At 40.8% G+C, this 14,558-nt stretch carries 11 protein-coding genes and 2 tRNA genes; 8 read left to right on the top strand and 5 right to left on the bottom strand.

Features of this window, described 5'->3' with window-relative positions:
* Nucleotides 1–49 precede the first annotated feature (49 nt).
* Nucleotides 50–805 (bottom strand): tRNA1(Val) (adenine(37)-N6)-methyltransferase, encoded by a 756-nt coding sequence (locus tag AAEY98_RS10990; protein WP_101085339.1) that lies wholly within the window; start codon nt 803–805, stop codon nt 50–52.
* A 481-nt stretch (nt 806–1,286) separates the two neighbouring features.
* Between AAEY98_RS10990 and brnQ the strand changes: the two genes are divergently transcribed.
* The 4 genes from brnQ to recJ all read left to right on the top strand — a co-directional run bounded on the left by brnQ (nt 1,287) and on the right by recJ (nt 6,326).
* On the top strand, nt 1,287–2,618 hold the full coding sequence (gene brnQ, locus AAEY98_RS10985) for a branched-chain amino acid transport system II carrier protein (protein WP_101085340.1): 1,332 nt from the start codon (nt 1,287–1,289) through the stop codon (nt 2,616–2,618).
* Between the two features lie 89 nt (nt 2,619–2,707).
* Entirely contained in the window at nt 2,708–3,613 is a 906-nt protein-coding gene (xerD, locus tag AAEY98_RS10980) for a site-specific tyrosine recombinase XerD (RefSeq protein ID WP_101085341.1), read from the top strand.
* 144 nt (nt 3,614–3,757) lie between these two features.
* Nucleotides 3,758–4,486 (top strand): bifunctional protein-disulfide isomerase/oxidoreductase DsbC, encoded by a 729-nt coding sequence (gene dsbC, locus AAEY98_RS10975; RefSeq protein WP_101085342.1) that lies wholly within the window; start codon nt 3,758–3,760, stop codon nt 4,484–4,486.
* Nucleotides 4,487–4,601: 115 nt separating this feature from the next.
* On the top strand, nt 4,602–6,326 hold the full coding sequence (gene recJ, locus AAEY98_RS10970; RefSeq protein WP_351016910.1) for a single-stranded-DNA-specific exonuclease RecJ: 1,725 nt from the start codon (nt 4,602–4,604) through the stop codon (nt 6,324–6,326).
* A 284-nt stretch (nt 6,327–6,610) separates the two neighbouring features.
* On the opposite strand, the gene AAEY98_RS10965 is transcribed toward recJ, so the two are convergent.
* The 3 genes from AAEY98_RS10965 to AAEY98_RS10955 all read right to left on the bottom strand — a co-directional run bounded on the left by AAEY98_RS10965 (nt 6,611) and on the right by AAEY98_RS10955 (nt 7,923).
* Nucleotides 6,611–6,697: transfer RNA gene (locus AAEY98_RS10965), tRNA-Leu, on the bottom strand.
* 59 nt (nt 6,698–6,756) lie between these two features.
* Nucleotides 6,757–6,832 (bottom strand) — tRNA-Phe (locus AAEY98_RS10960).
* Nucleotides 6,833–7,161: 329 nt separating this feature from the next.
* Nucleotides 7,162–7,923 carry an outer membrane protein assembly factor BamD gene (locus AAEY98_RS10955; protein WP_101085344.1) on the bottom strand — a complete coding sequence of 254 codons (762 nt, stop codon included), beginning with the start codon at nt 7,921–7,923 and terminating at the stop codon, nt 7,162–7,164.
* A 123-nt stretch (nt 7,924–8,046) separates the two neighbouring features.
* Here AAEY98_RS10955 and rluD point away from each other — a divergent pair, with 123 nt between their 5' ends.
* The 3 genes from rluD (at nt 8,047) to clpB (ending at nt 12,487) form a co-directional block, all read left to right on the top strand.
* Nucleotides 8,047–9,021: a 23S rRNA pseudouridine(1911/1915/1917) synthase RluD gene (gene rluD / locus AAEY98_RS10950; RefSeq protein ID WP_059746300.1), complete on the top strand. Its 975-nt coding sequence runs from the start codon at nt 8,047–8,049 to the stop codon at nt 9,019–9,021.
* Nucleotides 9,021–9,749, top strand: a complete 729-nt coding sequence (gene pgeF, locus AAEY98_RS10945; RefSeq protein ID WP_351016907.1) for a peptidoglycan editing factor PgeF — start codon at nt 9,021–9,023, stop codon at nt 9,747–9,749. Before rluD ends, pgeF begins: the two co-directional genes overlap by 1 nt.
* A gap of 164 nt (nt 9,750–9,913) precedes the next feature.
* Nucleotides 9,914–12,487 (top strand): ATP-dependent chaperone ClpB, encoded by a 2,574-nt coding sequence (clpB, locus tag AAEY98_RS10940; RefSeq protein WP_335690913.1) that lies wholly within the window; start codon nt 9,914–9,916, stop codon nt 12,485–12,487.
* Nucleotides 12,488–12,547: 60 nt separating this feature from the next.
* Here the strand turns inward: clpB and AAEY98_RS10935 are convergent, their stop codons facing one another.
* Entirely contained in the window at nt 12,548–12,991 is a 444-nt protein-coding gene (locus AAEY98_RS10935) for a DUF4124 domain-containing protein (protein WP_350979041.1), read from the bottom strand.
* 99 nt (nt 12,992–13,090) lie between these two features.
* Here AAEY98_RS10935 and pssA point away from each other — a divergent pair, with 99 nt between their 5' ends.
* Nucleotides 13,091–13,924 (top strand): CDP-diacylglycerol--serine O-phosphatidyltransferase, encoded by an 834-nt coding sequence (gene pssA, locus AAEY98_RS10930; protein ID WP_351016904.1) that lies wholly within the window; start codon nt 13,091–13,093, stop codon nt 13,922–13,924.
* Nucleotides 13,925–14,558 lie beyond the last annotated feature (634 nt).

Raw genomic sequence — 14,558 nt, 5'->3', positions numbered from 1 at the left:
TGGTCTCGCTGAAAAATAGTTGAGTATTATAGCTGACCTATTGAGCAGGCTAAAGCTTTAAGTAGAATGGGCGGCATAAATCTATCATCGTTTCGCTATATCGCTCTTGTTTGTCGCGGATCGTCATTTGATGATACTGAGTTTCAACAGCAGGATGAGTGAGTGTTTGTGGCTCCGTTGTTGTTGGGTAGTGCTGGATTGCCAATATTGATCGGTTAGCTACCTTTCCTTCAATGCTAATGATATCAAGCTGCTTAGCAACGAATAGACCATAAGTGTTAAGTTGTTGAGTAAAACTGGCTAAACTTTGCAGTGGCAAAATAACACTTGCCGTACCTTGCGGAGCAAGTAATTGGCTAATCACGCTCTGCAATTCGGCAAAGGGCAAGGTATTAGTATGCCTGGCGTCAGCTCGTGCGCTATTTTTGGCTTGTGTGCCCTGCTCAAAGTAGGGTGGATTACAAATAATATGGTCGAATAATGGCTCATCATTCTTTTTGTGCAGTTGTTGAAAGTCTTGAATAGCACCGTGAAAGAGTTGCACCGTCTCTGACCAAGGGCTTTGTTTAATATTAAATTGGCAAGCCTTTGCGGCTGCATTGTCTATTTCTACTGCAATAATACTCGTGTGGCGAGGACTACGTTGTGCTGCCATTAAACTGAGCAAACCGCTTCCTGCACCAATATCCAGAATATGCCTTGATTGAGTTAGTTCAGCCCAAGCACCGAGTAAAACTGCATCAGTACTGACGGCCATACCACACTGTTGATCATCGATATGAAATTGCTTAAACGTAAAAGACATAGATAATTGATTACTCTTTCGATTGTATGAATTACTCGAATAAGATCATAACCGCTTTGATTTTTACTGTCGCGTGTTAATTCCCTCTGACCTGTACCGTTGACTTTTTGTTACGACAAATTAACTTTAAAATCATAGATGTGGTGGATATGTACACAAGTCTTGCCATAAATCGTAACTAAATAGTTTTTTTTAATTGTTTAGGGGGCTGGTGCTTGAGTATTAAGGCGATATTTGATATTAGTTTGCGCGCTTTTTTACTCGTAAAATCGAGTAAAAAGTCTAATTAAGGCTATTTGACAGGGATGTCATGCTGAATACTGAGCTAGCGAGTCATTTTCGTTACTCTCTTAACAAAGTTTACTATTTTCTAAGTGTATTTTTAACTTTACAATTTATTGTTCGTTCAGCTCAGCAGTAGCTAATTATGGCGTAATCAATTAGGTTTGTTAAAAAACATAACAATAAAACGAGGCTAGTAGTGCAAACAACTAAAATGAGTGTGACTGATACGCTAGGGTTAGGGTTTATGACCTTTGCGTTTTTTTTAGGTGCGGGTAACTTAATTTTCCCACCTTTTGCTGGCATGCTTGCTGGCGAGAATATGTCTTTTGCGATGTTCGGTTTCTTAATTACCGCAGTGGGTATGCCACTGATAGGGTTAATTGCCGTTGCGAAAGCTAACGGTAAAGTGATGGCGCTATTACCTGCGTTTGCTGCCACAGCATTAGCCATTGCGATTTATATTATCATTGGCCCAGCATTTGCGGCCCCACGTACTGCGTTGGTGGCGTTCGAAATTGGCGCTAGACCTTTTATTAGTAATCCTGATGCGTTAATGATGCTTGGCGGCAAAGAGTTTAGTATTGCGCAACTTATTTATACTTTAGTGTTTTTCTCCATTGTGATGTTTTTATCTTTATTTCCAGGAAAATTACTCGATAGCGTAGGTAAAATACTTACGCCAGTATTGATTTTACTCTTGGTGGGGTTAGCCAGTTCAGTGATTATTCTTCCTGGCGCAGAGGTGAACCTTCCGGTCGGTGAATATATTAATAGTCCATTAACCAAAGGAATTATTGAAGGTTATAACACCATGGATACCTTGGCATCATTGATGTTTGGTATGTTAATCATCGATTTGTTACGCAAAAAAGGCGTAAACGATGCCGCCGATCAAACTAAGTATTTAGTTCGTGCAGCATTTATTGCTGCTGGTGGTTTAGCGTTTGTGTATGTGTCGTTGTTTTATCTTGGTGCTTCAGCAGGCGATTTTGCTATTGGTGCAGACAATGGCGGCCAAATTTTAACAAACTATGTGACTCATCATTTTGGTAATATTGGTACCTTAATGCTGTCAACGGTTGTAACGCTTGCTTGCTTAACGACGGCCGTTGGCTTAGTTACAGCCTGCTCTGAATTCTTCAATGAATTAATGCCAAAATTATCGTACCAGTTACTAGTGGTTTTATTAAGTGTGATATGTGCCACTGTCGCTAACGTAGGTTTATCGCAATTAATAAGCATCAGTATTCCTGTGTTAATGACTATTTACCCCGTTGCGATAGCATTGGTATTGGTAACTTTTTTGACAGAACGCTTTGCTAGACCTGCTTTTTCGCATCGAGTCGTGCTGAGTGTTGCACTGTTTTTCGGTATCTTTGATGGGTTACAAACGGCAGGCATGGACATGAGCTTCCTTGACTTTATGCCACTGCATGCAGAGGGGATGGCTTGGTTGCTACCTACTGCGTTAACAGCAATTGTGTGTTTGTTTTTACCTCAAAATCAGGCTCAAAAAGCGGATGCTTAATTGTTAAATAGATCATAATTAACAGATCAATATAACGACGTTATGATAGATTATCTAACGTCGTTTTTTATTATTTATTGGATACCGCTTTGGCCAAACCTGCTTATCAACCCGATCCCTTAATTAACCAGTTTCTTGATGACTTGTGGTCAACTAACGGGCTAAGTGATAATACCTTGGTATCTTATCGTACAGATTTACAAAATGCTGAACGTTATGTTTTGACCAAAGGTAAGGATTTACTGCAAGTTGACCAGGCCTTACTGCGTGACTATCTTGCTGAACGTTTTGATAAACAATTTGCTAAAAGTAGCACAGCGAGACTTCTCAGTAGTTTACGACGTTTTTATGCTTACTTATTAGTTAAACAGAAAATAAGCCAAGACCCTACAGCATTAATCAAGTCGCCCAAGTTAGTTCGTCAATTACCGGATACATTGTCTGAGGCGCAAATAGATAATTTATTATCAGAGCCAAATATTGATGATCCTATCGAGTACCGAGATAAAGCCATGTTAGAGCTGTTGTATGCTACAGGGCTGCGGGTAACCGAATTGGTGAGTTTAACGATGGAGCAAATTAGTTTACGCCAAGGTTTGGTGAGGGTGATGGGTAAAGGAGGCAAAGAGCGTTTGGTCCCTTTAGGTGAGCTAGCCATTACAGCTGTTGAGCAGTACATCAAGTTTGCTCGTGCCGAGCTATTAAGTATGAAGCAGTCAGATGTATTGTTTCCCTCACGTCGTGGGCAAATGATGACCAGACAAACCTTTTGGCATCGGATTAAATTGTATGCGGCCAGGGCGGGTATTCAATGTCATTTATCACCACATACGTTACGCCATGCTTTTGCTACCCATTTACTTAACCATGGCGCGGATTTGCGTGTGGTACAATTATTACTCGGTCACAGTGATTTATCGACCACTCAAATTTATACACATGTTGCTAAAGTGCGCTTACAGCAACTGCATAGCCAACATCATCCACGCGGTTAGCTTAGTGTGATTTGTATCTGTGTAGGTTTCAAATCCTTACATTTAAGATTATGAGTATTTGTTGCGCTAGCGAAATTAAATCTGTAAGTTTTGCTTACGAAGTCGGGTCTATTGATTATGAACCCGTGTAATATAGGAATTACCATGAAGTTAACTAAAGCATTCGCCCTTGTTGCCAGCCTTATTATTGCCCCTATTGTGTCAGCGGCACCTGCGACCGATGTGTCCAATGAATCAGCGTTAAAGCAAAAACTCACTGAAACCTTGGGTGTCAACGTGATGCTCATTCAACAATCTCCAATCGACGGTTTATATCAAGCACTAACAGACCGCGGTGTATTATACGTCACCAAAGATGGCACAAAACTCATTCATGGCAATTTGTATGACATGGATAAAGGCATGAAAAACTTAACCGAGGCTGCATTGGCTGGACCTCGTATAGAGTTACTTAAGCCATTTGAAGATGAGATGTTGGTTTACAAAGCGAAAAATGAGAAACATGTTGTCACGGTATTTACCGATGTAGACTGTGGTTATTGCCGCAAGCTACACAATCAAATGCAAGGCTATAATGATTTAGGTATTACTATTCGTTATTTAGCTTATCCTCGTGCAGGTATTCCTTCTGCTAATGCAGACGAGATGCAAGCGGTATGGTGTGCTAAAGATCCTTTAAAAGCGATGTCAGAAGCTAAAGCGGGTGGTAATGTTAAAGCGGCAAGTTGTGATATTGATATTGCGGCCCAGTATAAATTAGGTATGTCGTTCGGGATTAACGGTACACCGGCACTGATTTTAGAAAATGGTGTGATGGTACCTGGCTATCAAGCTCCGGCTGATTTATTACGTACGATTGAATCGAATTTATAAATCAGACTAGTAAATCAACGTCGTAAAGTGTGTGCTAAAAACGTAAAATCAAGGTGAGCTTAGGCTCACCTTTTTGTTATGCTCTATTCTCTAATTACCCGTTTAAGGTTGCCTTTTGTCTCATAAAATAGTCCGTCGTCCTCAGGTTGATGATAGTCATTTACCCGCTTCTTTATCGCCATTATTGAAACAGCTCTATGCTCGCCGTGGCGTCAATGAAGATAACTGCGAATTAATGCTAAGTAAGTTATTACGCCCAGATAGTATGAAAGGGCTAGCAGAAGCCGCCGTGATTATTGCGGATGCTATTGCTGCGCAGCAATCAATTTTGATTGTTGGGGATTTTGATGCTGATGGTGCGACGTCGACTAGTGTATGTATGCTGGCGCTGAAAATGATGGGGGCAAAACATGTTGATTACCTTATTCCTAATCGGTTTGATTATGGTTATGGCTTAAGCCCTGAAATTGTTGCGGTGGCTTTTACTAAAAATGCTGATGTACTCATTACCGTTGATAATGGAATATCTTCAATTGAAGGGGTGGCAGCTGCAAAATTGTTAGGAATGACTGTTGTCGTGACAGATCATCATTTACCTGGCAGCACCTTGCCCAATGCTGATGTTATTGTTAATCCTAATCAGCCTGGTTGCCAGTTTGCCAGTAAGTCTATTGCCGGTGTTGGGGTGGCGTTTTATCTAATGTCTGCTTTACGTGCGCAATTAAGGCAGCGTAATTGGTATCAACAACAGCAAATCACTGAGCCGAATCTGGGCACATTGCTTGATATTGTCGCTTTAGGTACTGTCGCTGATGTTGTGTCGTTAGACACTAATAACCGTATTCTCGTTAATGCTGGTTTGCAGCGAGTCAGAAGTGGCCGCTGTCGTGTTGGCATTACTGCATTGCTTGAGGTGGCGAAACGGAGTCCTGAAAAAATTGTTGCTGCTGATTTTGGTTTTGCGGTAGGGCCTCGACTCAATGCAGCTGGGCGTTTAGATGAAATGGCGCTAGGGGTTGAAACCTTACTGTGTGAAGACATCATGTTAGCCAGAAGAATGGCAGCGGAATTAGATGGATTAAACCAAGAGCGCCGCGAACTTGAAACGGGCATGCAACAAGAGGCATTAAAAAGTTTATCGAAAGTGTCACTCAATGAAGCTGATTTACCGTGGGGCATCGCCATTTTTCAGGATGATTGGCATCAAGGTGTTATTGGTATTTTGGCCTCACGGATTAAGGATCGTTATCATCGTCCGGTTATTGCTTTTGCCGATGCGGGTGATGGTGTAATAAAAGGTTCTGCCCGTTCGATTAAAGGCCTGCATATGCGAGATTTACTCGAACGCATTAATGGTCGCTTTCCTGGAATGATAACCAAGTTTGGTGGTCACGCTATGGCAGCAGGGCTATCGTTAAAAGCAAATGTGTTTGAGCAGTTTAAGCAAGCTTATGATGATGCGGTAAGAGAAGTATTAGATTATGAACAGCTGACGGGGGAGCTACTCTCTGATGGTGAGTTATCGAGCCAGTTAATGACGCTTGATACTGCCTTTTTATTACGAAATGCAGGGCCATGGGGGCAGTCGTTTGAAGAACCACTATTTGATGGTGTATTCAAGGTAGTACAGCAGCGTATAGTGGGTGAAAAACACTTAAAATTATTACTTGAAACGGAATGTGGCAGCGCGATGTTAGACGGTATTGCTTTTAATGTGGATTTAGCAATATGGCCCGATGCAACCATTAAACATGCTCGTGTGGTCTATAAGCTTGATGTGAACGAGTTTAGAGGTAATCAAACTGTGCAGTTAATGGTGGATTATATTGAGCCGATGTAATCGCTGTTTTATGTTGTCGCAGATTTTTCTGGCGAGTTGATAGACTCGTCAGTGAACAAACTGTTTGATAGAGCGTAACGAGATAGCGATATTGTAGCGTTAACGTTCAACTGATTGCATTGCCAATGCACTAACCATTAACGATACAGTAGAGTAATCCAGTTGATAGGCTACCTGAGCCGTTAAATAATATGTGGCTTTAACACTCGTCAAAGTGATACCGGCAACAAAAACAAAAAGGCCTCGCAATACGAGGCCTTTTTGTTAAAACGGATAAAGTTATTTGGTACAGGTGAGAGGACTTGAACCTCCACGCCCTTACGAGCATCAGCACCTGAAGCTGACGTGTCTACCAATTCCACCACACCTGCAAAACATGTATCGAGAAATAACTTTATTCTATTAGTCGCTGTCGCCACCAATATAAATATGGTGCCCGAACCCGGAATCGAACCAGGGACACGAGGATTTTCAATCCTCTGCTCTACCGACTGAGCTATTCGGGCGACGGACGCAATTTAAAGGATTTTGACCCATTGAGTCAACCTGTTTTTTATATTTATATCAAAAATCGATTTGTTTGGATGTATTTTGGGCGTATCGAATGTTATTCAGCCGAAGTACCATAGTGTAATAAATACTTCACTCCTATGATGGTAACTAGAGTAAATGGTGTTATGGTGCCTCTTTTACTGGTGTGGTTACCATAACAAGTAAAAAATATTGAATATATAGAGACTCAAATTGCCAAGGCAGATAAATCAGGTATAAAAAAACGCTCCAAGGAGCGTTTAATGTGAAACAATAATTAACAGTCGTAGAGTATGAATGATGACTAGTTAGATAATATTTCATTAGCTGGAAAGTTTGCTTTCATTACAGTTTTAACGTTTTGCTGTAATTTTTCCTGACCTAATTCGTCATACGCTTTAGCCATAATTTCTAATGCCCGTTCAGTTGAAGGTGTTCCTGGAAACTTCTCCATAACTGATTGAGCACGAACAGCAGCTGCACTCCATGCGTTCATTTTGATATAATATTCTGCAACTTGAATTGAATATTTAGCCAAACGGTTCTTTAAGAACTGCATACGTTGTTGTGCATCAGCAGAATACTTGCTATTTGGATACGATTTAATCAATCGATCAAAATCTTTAAATGCATCTTGAGCATTTTTTGGATCACGATCGGTACGATCAATATTCATTAAATCGTGAAATAAGTAATTATCTGCCTGCATATTGGTTAAACCACGCATATAATAGACGTAATCTATATTAGGATGCGTTGGATTGAGGCGTAAAAAGCGATCAATATTGGCAACTCCTGAGGCAGCATCATCCATTTTGTAATACGCATAAATCAAGTCTAATTGAACTTGAGTTTTGTGCGGACCAAATGGAAAACGAGAGTCCAATGCTTCAAGTGAACGAACGGCTTTAGAGTAATTACCTAATTCCATTGACGTTCTTGCTTGAGAGTACAGGACATCAGGTGATGCTTTACTGGCAACATCATCGTCTTCTGGACTGCTACTACAGGCTGTTATAGCCAGTGAAAGTAATACTAGGGCGGCACCTTGGGCAATTTTATACATACTTGAATTCAATTCTTTTTAAGTTGTTGTTAAGAATTTTTCCATTTCACGGTAAAATAGAAAACATCCGATTGTAACAGATAGCACATTCACTTTGGACCCCTAAACTGGGGTACGGTTCCTATGACACAAGAGATTAATCTAAAAAGCGAGATCACAGCAACACAAACCGGTCTGAGATTAGACCAAGCATTAGCTGGTTTGTTCCCTGACTACTCGCGTACACGCATCAAGGAATGGATCCTATCTGGTGCAATTACTATTGACGGTATCACAGTCGACAAGCCACGGGAAAAGGTTTTCGAGTCTCAGTTGATAGAAGTAACGGCAACACTTGAAGAAGAAGTGAGTGCTAAAGCGCAAAATATCGACTTAAATATTATTTATGAAGACGACCATATTATTGTCATTAACAAGCAAGCTGGTTTAGTTGTTCATCCTGGCGCTGGTAATGCAGACGGTACGTTGATGAATGCTTTATTATACCATTGTCCAGATATTGAACATGTACCAAGAGCAGGTATTGTTCATCGTTTAGATAAAGACACTACAGGGCTAATGGTTGTTGCTAAAACAGTTGAAGCACAAACGCATTTGGTTGCCGCATTACAGGCTCGTGATATTGTTCGCGAGTATGAAGCGATTGTATTAGGCACTATGACGGCAGGTGGCACGGTTGATGAACCTATTGAACGTCACGCAACTAGACGTACTCAAATGGCCGTTATCCATGGTGGTCGCCCATCGGTGACTCATTATCGTGTGTCTGAAAAGTTCCGAGCTCATACGCGTTTACGTTTGCGTCTGGAATCTGGTCGTACTCACCAAATTCGTGTTCATATGGCGCATATTGGTCATGAGTTAGTTGGCGATCCGGTTTATGGTGGTCGTCCTCGTCCGCCTAAATCAGCGAGCCCAGAGTTTTTTGAATTACTCAAAAACTTTAAGCGCCAAGCTTTACATGCAGTGCGTTTAGAACTTGCTCATCCATTTACCTGTGAAATCATGACTTGGCATGCGCCGATCCCTGATGACATGGTTGAGCTGACAAAAGCACTACGAGTCGATACTGAGCTTAATCCGATAGTGTATTTATAATGCTTGAGCACGATTGGCCAATACCTGTTAACGTTGCCATAGCGATGACAAATCGTTTTGGTGGCGTCAGTGTTAGCCCGTTTGATAGTTTAAATTTAGGGCTACATGTTGGTGATAAGCCTCAAGATGTATTCGCTAATCGTGCAATATTAACTCAGCAATTATCATTACCTGCTGAGCCAATCTGGCTTGAGCAAGTTCATGGTACTAAGGTTGTTGATGTACAAACATTGATGCCAGGTAGCGCGATAGCATTAGCTGATGGTAGTTACAGTAATCAGTTTGGCCATGTATGTACGGTAATGACGGCCGATTGCTTACCAATATTACTATGTAATCAACAAGGCACTGAAGTTGCCGCAGTTCATGCCGGGTGGCGCGGTTTGTGTGAGGGCATCATCGAGCAAGCATTGGCGATGTTTCATTCTCCACCGTCAGCATTAATCGCATACTTAGGGCCTGCAATAGGTCCTTGTGCATTTGAAGTTGGTAGTGAAGTTCGTGATGCTTTTATCAATAAAAATCAGCAAGCTGCAACTCATTTTGTTCAGAATAATGCTAAATATTTAGCTGATTTAGTCGGCTTAGCTAAGTTGCGTTTATCTACAGCAGGCGTTACTCAAACTTATAGCGCAGATGTGTGTACCTTTTCTGAACCTGATTACTTTTCTTATCGTCGTGACAAGCAAACGGGACGAATGGCTTCTCTCATTTGGCTTAAATCTTAAGTTATTATTGGTAACAACTTTCAAGTATAAAAAATCAACAATTTTTTGATCCAGATTAAGTTTTAACCTTGAGTTTACATTAAATGCCCCCATCTTTAAGTTAACAAATTATTCATTTCTGAATTAATTTCCCATTCCACATGTATCAGATCCTAGGAGGTTGTATGAGACTCGATCGTATGACTAATAAGTTTCAAATTGCCATTTCTGATGCCCAATCATTAGCATTGGGACGCGATCATCAATTTATTGAACCTATTCATTTAATGATGGCGCTGTTAAATCAAGATTCTGGTTCTATCCATTCTTTACTTACGCAAGCAGGCATTCGTGTTAGCGCGCTTCGTTCCGCGGTGAGCCAAGAGTTGGAGCGTTTTCCACAAGTTGAAGGTACTGGTGGTGATGTTCAGTTATCACAAGGGTTAATTCGTTTACTAAACCTATGCGATAAGTTAGCGCAAAAGCGCAAAGACAAATACATTTCATCTGAATTGTTTGTCTTGGCGGCATTAGAAAATAATGACCCCCTTGCCAAAGCATTAAAAGATTCTGGTGCAAGCAAAGAGTTAATGGAAAAAACCATTGAAGACATGCGTGGCGGGCAGAAAGTTGATGATCCCAATGCTGAAGATCAACGCCAAGCATTGAAAAAATTTACCGTAGATTTAACCGAGCGCGCAGAGCAAGGTAAGTTAGACCCTGTTATTGGTCGTGATGAGGAAATTCGTCGCACGATTCAAGTGCTACAACGCCGTACTAAAAATAATCCGGTATTAATTGGTGAACCTGGTGTCGGTAAAACTGCCATTGTTGAAGGTTTAGCTCAGCGTATTGTGAATGGTGAAGTCCCTGAAGGGATTAAAAATAAACGGGTATTGTCATTAGACATGGGCTCGTTAATTGCGGGAGCCAAATATCGTGGTGAGTTTGAAGAACGGTTAAAAGCAGTATTGAATGAGCTATCCCAAGAGGAAGGTCAGGTCATTCTGTTTATTGATGAGCTGCATACCATGGTCGGCGCAGGTAAGGGCGAGGGCGCAATGGATGCTGGTAATATGCTTAAGCCTGCTTTAGCACGTGGTGATTTGCATTGTGTCGGCGCAACAACACTTGATGAATATCGTCAATATATTGAAAAAGATGCTGCACTTGAACGCCGTTTTCAAAAAGTAATTGTTGATGAACCGAGCGTTGAAGACACCATTGCCATTTTACGTGGTTTAAAAGAGCGTTACGAATTACATCATCATGTTGAAATAACTGATCCTGCTATTGTTGCAGCTGCAACCATGTCGCATCGTTATATTTCAGACCGTAAACTGCCTGACAAAGCTATCGACTTAATTGATGAAGCCGCATCGAGTATCAGGATGCAGATTGATTCTAAGCCCGAAGTGCTTGATCGATTAGAGCGCCGTGCTATTCAGCTTAAGCTGGAAGAACAAGCGTTAAGTAAAGAGTCAGACGAGGCCAGTCGTAAACGTCTTGAGTTTTTACAACATGAACTGAGGGATGTCGAAAGTAAAGCTTCTGAGATGAATGAGATTTGGCATACCGAGAAAGCAGCATTAGCAGGCACACAACATATTAAAGCCGATCTCGAACAGGCGAGAATGGATTTAGAAGTAGCTCGTCGTGCGGGTGACTTAACGCGGATGTCTGAATTACAGTATGGGCGTATTCCTGAGCTCGAAAAGCAACTAGATTTAGCATCGCAAGCAGAAATGCAAGATATGACACTGTTACGTAATAAAGTGACTGAGGTCGAGATTGCTGAAGTTCTATCAAAAGCGACTGGTATCCCTGTTTCAAAAATGCTCGAAGGTGAGCGTGAAAAACTATTGCATATGGAAGATGCATTGCATGAGCGTGTAATTGGCCAAAATGAGGCTGTAGAGGCAGTATCTAATGCTATTCGTCGTAGTCGTGCAGGTCTTGCCGATCCACAACGTCCAATAGGTTCGTTCTTGTTCCTTGGGCCTACAGGTGTGGGTAAAACAGAGCTGTGTAAATCGCTAGCTAAGTTTTTGTTTGATTCAGAATCAGCTCTTGTGCGCATAGATATGTCTGAATTTATGGAAAAACACACCGTTTCGCGTTTAGTTGGTGCCCCTCCCGGATATGTGGGTTATGAAGAAGGCGGTTACTTAACTGAGGCGGTTCGCCGTAAGCCCTATTCAGTTATCTTGTTAGACGAAGTTGAGAAAGCTCATCCAGATGTATTTAATGTGTTGTTGCAAGTATTAGATGATGGCCGTTTAACTGATGGTCAAGGCAGAACGGTTGATTTTAAAAACACTGTCATCATCATGACCTCTAACCTTGGCTCAGATATTATCCAAGAGGGCTTTGGTCATACGAGTTATGAAGATATGAAAGCTGGAGTCATGAATGTTGTGACGCAAAGCTTCCGTCCAGAGTTTTTAAATCGAATTGATGAGTCTGTGGTATTCCATCCCTTAGACGCCGAAAATATCAAACACATTGCCAGTATTCAATTTGAATTATTGCGCAAACGTTTGATCGAGAAAGAGTTCGATATTGAATTATCTGATGAGGCTTTATCATTAATTGCTGAAGCTGGATTCGATCCTGTTTATGGTGCAAGACCCTTAAAACGAGCATTGCAGCAAGAAGTAGAGAATCCTTTAGCCCAAAAATTGCTGCGAGGTCAATTATTGCCAGGTAAAATGATTAAAGTCGTAGTAGAAGATGGCAAGCTAGCCTTCAATCAATAATGTTATCTAGCATTATCAGCTAACGTTTTTGAACAAAGGGAGCATTAGCTCCCTTTGTTATTATTTACTTTGACAAAATAACCTGACCCGTTCGGTATTTTCAGTAATAGCTGCTTGCCTCTGTTCTTCTGTCATTGAGACAGTTTCACCAGTAGTTTTATCTTGTTGATTTAATTTGCTGTGAGTGTTCAATACACTCAGGCTGTGCTTAGCACTTTCACAGATGTCTTTGGCTTGTTGTTTGTCTTTTTCATTAATGATTTTTGCTGATTGTTCTAATTCAGATTCCACGTTAACAGCGGTTTTTTTTTGTGGTGTGTAAGTGCCAATTTTAGCAGGTTCCATATCCTCACTATAAATCTTGCTTGCATCTACATTTAGGGGCTGTTGCTGGCTGTAATGTACAACGCCAGCATCATCCACCCAAGTGTAAATGGTCGCGGCAAATAAACATGTACTAAATGCAAAAGTGGCTAAGCCAAAAACTAAACGCGTAATTCCCATGTGAGTTTCCCAGAGCTAATTGACGTTATGCTTGGATATTTCAAAATATGCTATCTTTGAGTATAAATCCAACAACTAAAACGATAATGTGTAAAGTGTATGCAAAATTCACCTAATCACCCAGTAAAAAATAAAGGTATTTACCTATTACCTAACTTATTTACTACCGCAGGGCTATTTTCTGGTTTTTATGCTGTCATTTCATCAATGAACGGTCATTTTGAGTTAGCGTCAATTGCTATCTTTATCGCTATGATTTGTGACGGACTAGATGGCAGAGTCGCAAGGTTAACCAATACTCAAAGTGATTTTGGGGCTGAATATGATAGTTTGGCCGATATGGTTTCTTTTGGCATGGCTCCAGCGATCCTTGCTTATAATTGGGCATTGCAAGATTTAGGTAAAGTAGGCTGGTTAGCTGCTTTTATCTACTGTGCTTGTGCAGCATTGAGATTAGCTCGTTTCAATACCCAAGTTGGTGTTGCCGATAAACGTTATTTTCAAGGTCTAGCTAGTCCCGCTGCAGCAGCCTTAATCGCTGGAAGTATTTGGAGTGGTTCTAAATATGAGCTTGACCCTACCGATATAAATTACCTTGCCGCATTGATTACTGCATTAACAGGACTACTCATGGTCAGTAACTTTCGCTATCACTCCTTTAAGGAAGTCGATTGGCGAGGGAAAGTAAATTTCGTGGTGATGTTATTGCTCGTAGGTGTGTTCGTTATTATTTCTGTAGAACCAGCCATCATCCTTTGTCTTGGTTTCTACATATATGCACTATCTGGACCTGTTATCACGATTAAAGCGATTAAGAAGTTAAAAGTGGTCCACATCGTTGGCGATGAATTGAATAAAACAGAGACACAACAACACTCAACCATCGATGACATCAATAGTACTGATATTTCCAACGAGAAAAATGAAAGTTAACTATAGAGTGATTTTCTTCAATAGCATCTAACAATAGAGTTTACGTAGTTAGTTCCTCTACTATATAGAGAGCTGAGGTAATCGTTGTGACTTGCCAACATATTCATTAAATCATATCTTTTTTATCTAAATCTTAAATATGTACTATAATTATTATCCGGTTTTATATTAGTTAATCTACTCCTTTGTATTATCTGAAGCTTAATTGAGCAAAATCGAACACGGTTGTGTGTTTTTAGTACCGAGTTGTTTGATTAGTATTCGGTTGATTGCTTTTTTGCTAAAAGCTTTAAAAAAGGCCTTGCGCAAAACCGTGTGGTGCCTATAATGCGCATCCACTGACACGGCAGACAGCGCAAGCGGTTACTGAGTCAGGTTGAATTAAGTGCTTCAAAACACAGAGTTCAAGGCGAAAAGAAAGTTTGAAAAAACACTTGACGCCAACCCGGGAAAGCGTAGAATACGCACCCCAAGCCAACGACCTAGCGTCAACGGCCGCTGAATGAAAAATCGAAAGATGTTCATGTTAGCAACGTTCTTTAACAATCTAAACAAGAAATCTGTGTGGACATTCACAGGTATTGAGTTATTCGAAATTGTCTTCTGTTCTTCGGAATGTTGGCAATCAAAAAAT

Origin of the sequence: Shewanella sp. AC91-MNA-CIBAN-0169, from assembly GCF_040310165.1 — a bacterium.
Taxonomy (GTDB): Bacteria; Pseudomonadota; Gammaproteobacteria; order Enterobacterales; family Shewanellaceae; genus Shewanella.
The sequence above is the reverse complement of the archived record's forward strand: the minus strand, read 5'-3'. Positions and strand labels throughout refer to the sequence as shown.

Excerpts from the sequence above, each read along its gene's own strand:
- pssA (WP_351016904.1), top strand. The coding sequence starts at position 13,091 with ATGCAAAATTCACCTAATCACCCAGTAAAAAATAAAGGTATTTACCTA.
- AAEY98_RS10955 (WP_101085344.1), bottom strand. The coding sequence starts at position 7,923 with ATGTATAAAATTGCCCAAGGTGCCGCCCTAGTATTACTTTCACTGGCT.
- dsbC (WP_101085342.1), top strand. The coding sequence starts at position 3,758 with ATGAAGTTAACTAAAGCATTCGCCCTTGTTGCCAGCCTTATTATTGCC.
- AAEY98_RS10990 (WP_101085339.1), bottom strand. The coding sequence starts at position 805 with ATGTCTTTTACGTTTAAGCAATTTCATATCGATGATCAACAGTGTGGT.
- AAEY98_RS10935 (WP_350979041.1), bottom strand. The coding sequence starts at position 12,991 with ATGGGAATTACGCGTTTAGTTTTTGGCTTAGCCACTTTTGCATTTAGT.
- rluD (WP_059746300.1), top strand. The coding sequence starts at position 8,047 with ATGACACAAGAGATTAATCTAAAAAGCGAGATCACAGCAACACAAACC.
- pgeF (WP_351016907.1), top strand. The coding sequence starts at position 9,021 with ATGCTTGAGCACGATTGGCCAATACCTGTTAACGTTGCCATAGCGATG.
- clpB (WP_335690913.1), top strand. The coding sequence starts at position 9,914 with ATGAGACTCGATCGTATGACTAATAAGTTTCAAATTGCCATTTCTGAT.